Source organism: Pseudomonas sp. 18058, assembly GCF_902706155.1.
GTDB lineage: Bacteria > Pseudomonadota > Gammaproteobacteria > Pseudomonadales > Pseudomonadaceae > Aquipseudomonas > Aquipseudomonas rustica.
In genome coordinates this window covers 1-8302 of record NZ_CACSJY010000102.1, presented here as the reverse complement: position 1 = coordinate 8302, position 8302 = coordinate 1, and the positions used below count along the sequence as shown (strand labels likewise).

At 60.2% G+C, this 8302-nt stretch carries 8 protein-coding genes; 4 read left to right on the top strand and 4 right to left on the bottom strand.

Annotated elements, in window-relative coordinates; all coding sequences use genetic code 11:
* Nucleotides 1-108: 108 nt before the first annotated feature.
* Nucleotides 109-453 (bottom strand): YegP family protein, encoded by a 345-nt coding sequence (locus GVL50_RS28015; protein WP_159815797.1) that lies wholly within the window; start codon nucleotides 451-453, stop codon nucleotides 109-111.
* A 157-nt stretch (nucleotides 454-610) separates the two neighbouring features.
* Here GVL50_RS28015 and GVL50_RS28010 point away from each other — a divergent pair, with 157 nt between their 5' ends.
* The 3 genes from GVL50_RS28010 (at nucleotide 611) to GVL50_RS28000 (ending at nucleotide 4785) form a co-directional block, all read left to right on the top strand.
* Nucleotides 611-1147, top strand: a complete 537-nt coding sequence (locus GVL50_RS28010; RefSeq protein ID WP_159815796.1) for an RNA polymerase sigma factor — start codon at nucleotides 611-613, stop codon at nucleotides 1145-1147.
* The gene (locus GVL50_RS28005) at nucleotides 1144-2103 is read left to right on the top strand and encodes a FecR domain-containing protein (RefSeq protein WP_159815795.1); all 960 of its coding nucleotides are present in this window, start codon (nucleotides 1144-1146) and stop codon (nucleotides 2101-2103) included. The genes GVL50_RS28010 and GVL50_RS28005 overlap by 4 nt, the downstream gene beginning before the upstream one ends.
* A gap of 123 nt (nucleotides 2104-2226) precedes the next feature.
* On the top strand, nucleotides 2227-4785 hold the full coding sequence (locus GVL50_RS28000) for a TonB-dependent receptor (RefSeq protein WP_159815794.1): 2559 nt from the start codon (nucleotides 2227-2229) through the stop codon (nucleotides 4783-4785).
* 114 nt (nucleotides 4786-4899) lie between these two features.
* Here the strand turns inward: GVL50_RS28000 and GVL50_RS27995 are convergent, their stop codons facing one another.
* Nucleotides 4900-5205 (bottom strand): ribbon-helix-helix domain-containing protein, encoded by a 306-nt coding sequence (locus tag GVL50_RS27995; protein WP_159815793.1) that lies wholly within the window; start codon nucleotides 5203-5205, stop codon nucleotides 4900-4902.
* A gap of 13 nt (nucleotides 5206-5218) precedes the next feature.
* Nucleotides 5219-5800, bottom strand: coding sequence for a DJ-1/PfpI family protein (locus GVL50_RS27990; protein WP_159815792.1), 582 nt, complete (start codon nucleotides 5798-5800; stop codon nucleotides 5219-5221).
* 269 nt (nucleotides 5801-6069) lie between these two features.
* Here GVL50_RS27990 and GVL50_RS27985 point away from each other — a divergent pair, with 269 nt between their 5' ends.
* Nucleotides 6070-6960: a DMT family transporter gene (locus GVL50_RS27985; protein ID WP_159815791.1), complete on the top strand. Its 891-nt coding sequence runs from the start codon at nucleotides 6070-6072 to the stop codon at nucleotides 6958-6960.
* A 73-nt stretch (nucleotides 6961-7033) separates the two neighbouring features.
* Here GVL50_RS27985 and GVL50_RS27980 read toward each other — a convergent pair whose 3' ends face one another.
* Complete coding sequence (locus tag GVL50_RS27980) at nucleotides 7034-8251, bottom strand: SAM-dependent methyltransferase (RefSeq protein ID WP_159815790.1); 1218 nt, start codon at nucleotides 8249-8251, stop codon at nucleotides 7034-7036.
* Nucleotides 8252-8302 lie beyond the last annotated feature (51 nt).

Sequence of the window (8302 nt, the reverse complement as noted above, 5' to 3'; positions counted from 1 at the left end):
GGCTTGCTCGCGAAGGCGGTGTGTCAGTCAACCAAGATGCTGACTGATCGACCGCATTCGCGAGCAAGCCCGCTCCCACAGGGGATTTTTGGTGGATTTGAAATGGGGTTATAGGACTGGCAGGGTTTTGTCCTTGATGGCTTTTGTCGGCCCGTTCGCCTTGACGCTGGCGATGCCTTTGTCACACGCCGCATCCGATGAATACGCCTCGCTGCTGCCAATAATCTGATGGTTGGCCGCCTTGAGGTTGAAGTACGGATGGCCGTCCTTCGTCGATTTTTTTTCGTAACGGTCATCCAGCGCGCTGTTGGTTTGCACCGAGGCGATCCCGCCTTCGGCTGCCGCGCGGGTGGTGTACAGCTCGCTGGTCAGAATCGTTTCGGCGTTCGCCGCTTTCAGGACGAACCTGAACTGGCCGTTGCTGCTTTTACTCAACTCGTACCATCCGGACATGTCGCTGCTCCTGTCGATTTGAACCCCCGAAAGTAAAGCCCGTTTCGCCGGTTTAGCCACTGTTCGATGGCAGACGTGATCGCTAACATGACAAATGACAATAATTCTCGATATCATCCGGCGCTTTCTGCGCCCTGCTTCGTCAAGAAGGATATCCATGCCTCGCCTCACGCCCGATCCGCTATCGGCCGATGCATTTCGCCGGTTTTACGGGGACATCCTGCATTACCTGCGCAAGCGCACGGAAAATCCCAGTGACGCGGCGGACATGACTCAAGACGTGTTCACCCAATGGCTCGATTATCGCGACCGTGCCAAGGTCGAGCAGCCGCGTGCGTTTCTGTTTCAGATGGCGCGCAATCTGCTGCGTGATCACTGGCGTAAACAAAAGGTGCGACACATCGTCCAGCCCCATCACGACAACGATGCCGAGCCGGTCAGCGATGAACATCACGAGCCGATGGCCGCCGCGCAGCGCCAGCAACGCCTTGAGCAACTGAAAGAAGTCCTCGCCGAACTCTCGCCACGTCGGCGCGAGGCCCTTATGCTGCACCGCTTCGAAGGCTTGAGTCAGGCGCAGATCGCCGAGCGCATGGGGATTTCCCTGAGCATGGTGGAGAAACACATCGCCTTCGCCCTGATGCATTGCAAGCAACGCCTGGATCACGACAACGGCACGGAGCAGCCAGCATGAACCACCCTTACGATTTCGACAGCGACCAGGCCGATAACAGCATCGACGCCCAGGCCGCCGCGTGGTTCACCCGCAACCGCCAGCCACAGGGTAGGACTGTGCGTCAGGCGTTCGAGCGCTGGCTGCGCGAACCGGAACACGCCAAGGCCTATCGCGCCTTCGAAGAACTGTGGGCCGACCTTGGCGCCTTGCAGCAACTCAATCAACCGACGCCGATCCGCGCGCGCAAACCGAAGAGCGTCTGGCGCCCGGCATTCGCGGTCGCCGCCGCGCTGGTCTGCGCCGTTTTGGCCACGCATCTGGGCACGTCCCACGAGGTTTATCAGCAACAGATCACCGCGCAATCGAAAGGCATGCACACCGTCGAATTGCCGGACGGCAGCACCTTGTCGGTGAACGCCAACACGCAGTTGCGCATCGACTTCGACAGCCATCAGCGGCGGATTTTTCTCGAGCGCGGCCAGTTCTATGTGGAAGTCGCGCCGGACAAGGAACGACCGATGTGGGTGCAAACCGGCGACGCCACGGTGCGCGTGGTCGGCACCGGTTTCGATGTGCGGCGCACCGATCAGCAACTGGTCGTCAGCGTCGCCCACGGTCAGGTCGCGTTCGCCCCGGACAAACGCGCACCGCTGCTGCTTGGCGCGCAACAACAAGTGGCGGTCGATCTCGCCAGTGGCGACATGCAACAGCAAACGCTGGCAGTCAGTCAGGTCGCCGATTGGCGCACCGGGCATTTGTCGTTTAGCAATCGCGAACTGTCGAGTCTGGTCGATGAGTTGAATCAGTACCGGGCGAAACCGGTGCTGCTGGCGAATGCAAAACTGGGGCAGATCAAAGTCTCCGGCAACCTCGACGTCGAAGATCCCGACGCATTGATCAGCGCCCTCCCCGCGTTAATCCCGGTGAAAACCGTGGCCTTGGCCGACGGCCGGATCCGCATCGAAAATCGCTGAAACAACTTCACATGAGAATATTTTGCATTCGCATGTGAGGTTTTTTTTGCCTGCCGCGTCTTCCTCCGGGTCTGCGTTGCTGACGCAGGCCTTTTTGGCCTTTTCGCCGCCCTGGGGGATTCCATGTTTCGCGTGCTTTCGCCGTACCCGCTCACCTGCCTTCGACCGACCCTGCTCGCCGCCTGCCTGGCGTTCAGCGTGCAAGCCCAGGCCGAGGCCATCCGTCTGCAATTGCCGGCGCAGTCGATGGCGACCTCGCTGAGCCAGATCGCTCAGCAGGCGAAGATCCAGTTGCTGTTCGACGAAGCGCAATTGCGCAACCTCAAGGCGCCGGCCATCGACGGTGAATTCAGCGCGGAAGCGGCGATCCGCCAGTTGCTCGACAACAGCCAGTTCGGCCTGATCAAGGTCAATCAAACCTACGTGGTGCGCCCGGTGGAATCGGTCACCAGCAGCAGCGACAGCATTCAGCTCGACGCGTTGAGCGTGATCGGCACCGGTACTGAAGTCGACTCCAGCACCGTCGGCCGCTCGACCCTGACCCAGGCTGACATTGATCGCCATCAACCGAACAACGTGCCTGCGCTGTTGGCGACATTGCCCGGCGTGAGCATGAGCGGCTCGATGAAACCGGGCGGCCAGAAGATCAATATCTGGGGCCTGGGCGAAGCCGAAGACGTTCCGCTGACCCTCGATGGCGCGACCAAAAGCGGCTTCGAGCGTTATCAGCAAGGGACGATTTTCATCGAGCCGGAGCTGATCCGCAGCATCGAAGTGGAGAAAGGCCCGCACTCGCTGTTCACCGGCAACGGTGGTTTCGGCGGCACCGTGCACATGGAAACCAAAGACGCGCCGGACATGCTTCAGGACGGCCGCAACAGCGGCGCGATGGTCAAATACGGTTACGCCAGCAACGACCATCAACAAACCTACAGCGGCGCAGTGTTCGGCCGCAACGACGATGGCCGCGCCGACGCGCTGGTGTATCTGACCAAACGCGACGGCGGCGACATGAAACTCGCCGACAACCTGCCGAATCCGGACAACTACTATCCGATCAACCCCAAGCGCTTGCCCAACAGTGCGCTGGATCTCGACGGCCAACTGGTCAAGGTCAACCTGCACCTGAACGACGAGCACAGCGCCGGGATGATGTACTCGCATTCGGAAAGCCAGCGCTGGACGCCGTTCTCTTCGGCGACCTACCCGAATCCGCCGACACCGGACAACATCAAAAAATACGGCTACGACGGTGCGCTGAAACGCTTCCTCGCCAATCGCGAAACCATCGACACCACGTGGTCGACGTACTACCAGTACCAGCCGCTGGATAACCGTCTGATCGACATGAAGCTTAGCTATTCGGAATCCGACACCGATCAGACCGACGAGCGCGACGCCACGGCGTTTTTCCAGGCCGCGTCTGGCGGACGCAAGATGGACACCGATTACAAGGATCGCATCGTCGAACTGCGCAACATCAGCCGCTTCGAAACCGGCGCACTGGAACATGCCATGACCAGCGGCGTGGAAATCCGCAAGCATGCGCGCAACACCGACATGTGGATGCCCGGCGCGACTTACGATGTGCCCAAGTACAACTTCGGCCACTTCCAGCCGTACTTCATGCCCAAGGGCAAGGTCGACACCAACAGCGTTTACCTGCAAGACGCGATCACCTACGGCGACTTCACCCTGACGCCGTCCGTGCGTTACGACCACGTGCGCAATCGCGGCGAGGCCAACGACGCGCCGTACTACAGCAGTCAGGATCCAGAGATCGGCCACGACTACAGCGACCGCACCTACACCGGTTGGTCACCGCGCCTGTCGGCGTTCTGGAAAATGACCCCGGACGTCGCATTCTTCGTCGACTACAGCAAAACCTGGCGCGCGCCGGTGCTCGATGAACAATATGAAGTGCAGGGATTGGGCAGCCGCACCGCGACCAGCGTCGACCTTGATCCGGAGCGCATCACCGGTTGGCGCGCGGGCAACATCAGCCACTTCTCCAACGTGTTCGCCGACCACGACAACGTGCAGATCCGCACCACGCTGTTCCGCAACAAGATCGACGACGAGATTTTCAAAGCCACCGGCATCGGTTGCCAAAATCAGTGGAACAAGGGCGGCAGCATCGCCACCGACTGCAAAGGCTCGGGGCCGATGAGCAACTACCGCAACATCGGCGGGCTGACCATCAAGGGTTTCGAGGTCGAGAGTTTCTACGACTCGACCTACCTGTTCGGCTCGCTGTCGTACTCGTGGATGACCGGCAAACACGAAGGCGCCTACACCAATCCCTGGGGCCCGGACGTCTGGGCGCGGGACATTCCGCCGCCGAAATGGATCGCCGTTGTGGGCGTTAAGATTCCGAGCTGGGACGCGCAGGTCGGCTGGCAGGGCGAGTTCGTGCGCAAGACCGATCGCCTGCCGAGCGACCTGTATGGGCAGAGTAAAAACTCGCTGGGTGACGTCTATTACGATCACTACGACAACGACCGTTACAACGTTCAGGGCCTGTTCGCCAACTGGAAACCGCAACAGCCGTATCTGAAAGGCACCGAGGTTAATTTGACCGTCGATAACCTGTTCAACGAAAGCTACCGGCCGGCGTTGAGTGGCGACATGGCTTACAGCCAGGGGCGAAATGCCAAGGTGAGTTTGACGCGGTTTTTCTGATCCTGGATTTGCAGCGCCTGTACCGGCCTCTTCGCGAGCAAGCCCGCTCCCACATTTGGAGTGCATTCCCCTGTGGGAGCGGGCTTGCTCGCGAATGAGTCAACGCGATCCAGGCTATTTCACCCCAGCCCGCACCACCGATAACTCCGGAACCGCCCCCCGCCGCTGACTTAAATACCGCGTACAACTCACCCGCAAGAACGACGCAAAATTCACCACCTCCCCGCGATAATCCATCACCTCTTCATACAGCTTGGCGATTAACTGGTTGGTGGTCATGCCGTCGACCTCGGCGATCTCGCTGAGGATGTCCCAGAACTGATTCTCCAGACGCAACGTCGTCACCACGCCGCAGATGCGCAGCGAGCGCGAGCGTGATTCGTAGAGAATCGGGTCGGCCTTGACGTAGAGCTCGCACATCGGCGAATCCTCGTTACAGGGTGATTTTAGTGCCGAGCAAGCCGAGGAAACCGGCCAGCCAGTTCGGGTGCGCCGGCCATGCCGGGGCTGTGGCCAAATTGCCTTGAACGTGGCCATCCGTCACGGCGATGTCGATGTACGTACCGCCCGCCAGTCGCACTTCCGGCGCGCAGGCCGGATAGGCGCTGCACTCGCGACCTTCGAGCACGCCGGCCGCTGCCAGCAACTGAGCACCGTGGCAGACGGCGGCGATCGGTTTGCCGGCCTTGTCGAAGGCGCGCACCAGGTCGAGGACTTTTTCGTTGAGGCGCAGGTATTCCGGGGCACGACCGCCGGGGATCAGCAGCGCGTCGTAATCGCCTTCGCTGACCTTGGCGAAGTCGAAGTTGAGGGCGAACAGGTGACCGGGTTTTTCGCTGTAAGTCTGGTCGCCTTCGAAGTCATGGATCGCAGTGCGCACGGTGCCGCCGGATGGCTTGTCCGGGCACACGGCGTGGACGGTGTGCCCGACCATCTGCAGGGCCTGGAACGGCACCATCACTTCGTAGTCTTCGACGTAATCGCCAACCAGCATCAGAATCTTTTTCGCGGCCATGGGGAGGACTCCTCTGGGAAATGCTTGGGAGTGTTCAAGGTAGACCTATTCGACAGTGACGGGTAACAACGGGCTACTACCGGGTTGACGCCATCGCGAGCAGGCTCACTCCTACAGGGGAACGCATTTCAAATGTAGGAGTGAGCCTGCTCGCGATGGCGCCGGCAAACTGTACGGATAAGTAAGTGCCTAGCTGTAACAGCCACAAGCCCCCGGTTTATGGCTTGATGAAGGTCATTCCCAACCTCCTACGATTCTGGTCTCCCCCAATGTCCTCGCGCGAAAACACCGGCATGGCCCTCGGCCTGCTCGGCGTGGTGATTTTCAGCCTCACCCTGCCCTTCACCCGCATCGTGGTGCAGGAACTGCATCCGCTGCTCAACGGCTTGGGTCGCGCGTTGTTCGCGGCGATTCCGGCGGCGATGCTGTTGTTGTGGCGCCGCGAAAAGTGGCCAACGTGGCAGCAAGTCAAAGGCCTGAGCCTGGTGATCGCCGGAGTGATTCTCGGTTTCCCGGTGTTGTCGGCGTGGGCCATGCAAACGCTGCCGGCGTCGCACGGGGCATTGGTCAACGGTTTGCAGCCGCTGTGCGTGGCGCTGTATGCCGCGTGGTTGTCTCATGAGCGTCCGTCAAAAGCCTTCTGGGCCTGCGCCGCGTTGGGCAGTGCGTTGGTGCTCGGTTACGCGTTGTACACCGGGGCCGGCAGTATTCAGGCGGGGGATTTGCTGATGCTCGGCGCGATTGCCGTGGGTGGGCTGGGTTATGCCGAGGGCGGCCGGTTGGCCAAGGAGATGGGCGGCTGGCAGGTGATCTGCTGGGCGCTGGTGCTGTCGACACCGTTGTTGATCGGGCCGGTGGTTTACTTGGCGCTGCAACATCACGGCGCAGTGTCGGCCAAGGCCTGGTGGGCGTTTGCCTATGTCGCGCTGTTTTCGCAGTTTCTTGGATTCTTTGCCTGGTACGCCGGACTGGCGATGGGCGGGATCGCTCGGGTCAGTCAGATCCAGTTGTTGCAGATCTTCTTCACCATCGCGTTTTCGGCGCTGTTCTTTGGCGAGCATGTCGAGCCGATTACCTGGGTGTTTGCGTGTGGTGTCATCGCAACGGTCATGCTCGGCCGCAAAACCACGGTGCAACCGGCCCGCATTGCCACCACATGACTTGTAGGAGCAAGGCTTGCCCGCGATGGCGACAGCACGATCGCCTTCGCGGGCAAGCCTTGCTCCTACAAGATCAGGAAAGGTAACCGTCGGCGCGCAGCAGGGTTTCCAGGCAGTGTTCGCTGATGTGATAGAACGCTTTCAATTCCTCAATCTTCACCAACAGCTGAGCCGGATCGATCGGCTCGGCGCGTTTCACCGCAAGAATCATCTTGTTCTTGTTGGTGTGATCGAGCGAGATGAACTCGAATACCTTGGTCTCGTAACCGCACGCTTCCAGGAACAGCGCACGCAAACTGTCGGTAACCATTTCCGCCTGCTGACCAAGGTGCAAACCGTATTGCAGCATCGGCTTGAGCAGCGCCGGGCTCTGGATTTGCAGGCGGATCTGTTTGTGGCAGCACGGCGAGCACATGATGATCGATGCGCCGGAGCGAATGCCGGTGTGGATCGCGTAGTCGGTGGCGATGTCGCAGGCATGCAAAGCGATCATCACGTCCAGTTCGCTCGGCGCCACGCTGCGCACGTCACCGCACTTGAACACCAGCCCCGGATGATCAAGCTTCGCCGCGGCGGCGTTGCACAGGTTGACCATTTCTTCGCGCAACTCGACGCCGGTGACTTCGCCCTCGGCCTTCAAGGTGTTGCGCAGGTAATCGTGAATCGCGAAGGTCAGATAGCCCTTGCCCGAGCCGAAATCCGCGACGCGCACCGGTTTGTCCAGCGCCAGCGGCGAGGTGGTCAGCGCATGGCTGAACACTTCGATGAATTTGTTGATCTGCTTCCACTTGCGCGACATCGCCGGGATCAGCTCTTGCTGCGCGTTGGTCACGCCCAGATCCTTGAGGAACGGTCGGCTCAACTCAAGAAAGCGGTTTTTCTCTCGGTTGTGCTCGGCGGACGGTGCTTCACGCAATTGCTGAGGTTTGCTCTTGAACAGCGAACTCTTGCCCTTTTTGCTGTATTCGAGCTGAGCTTCGTCAGTCACGGCGAGTAAATGCGCATTTTTGAACGAGGCCGGCAACAGCGCGGCAATCGTCGCCACGCCTTCGCTCAGCGGCAGGTTTTTGGTGATGTCGCGGGTCTTGTAGCGATAGACGAAGGACAGGTTCGGCTGCGCTTTGACGGTGACCGCTTTGATGATGACCCGCTGCAGCTCCGCCTCTTCACCGACGTACTTGGCCAGCACCAGTTTGATGAAGCCGTTCTGCTCGAGGCTGGTTTGCAGCAGCTCGATGAACTGGGCGTGGTGATCGGGCGCAGGCTTAGTGGACGGGGCGGTAACGGACATGAAAAAGCGGCCTCGGACGGGCGAAATCGGGAGTGGCGGGTATTTTAGGGG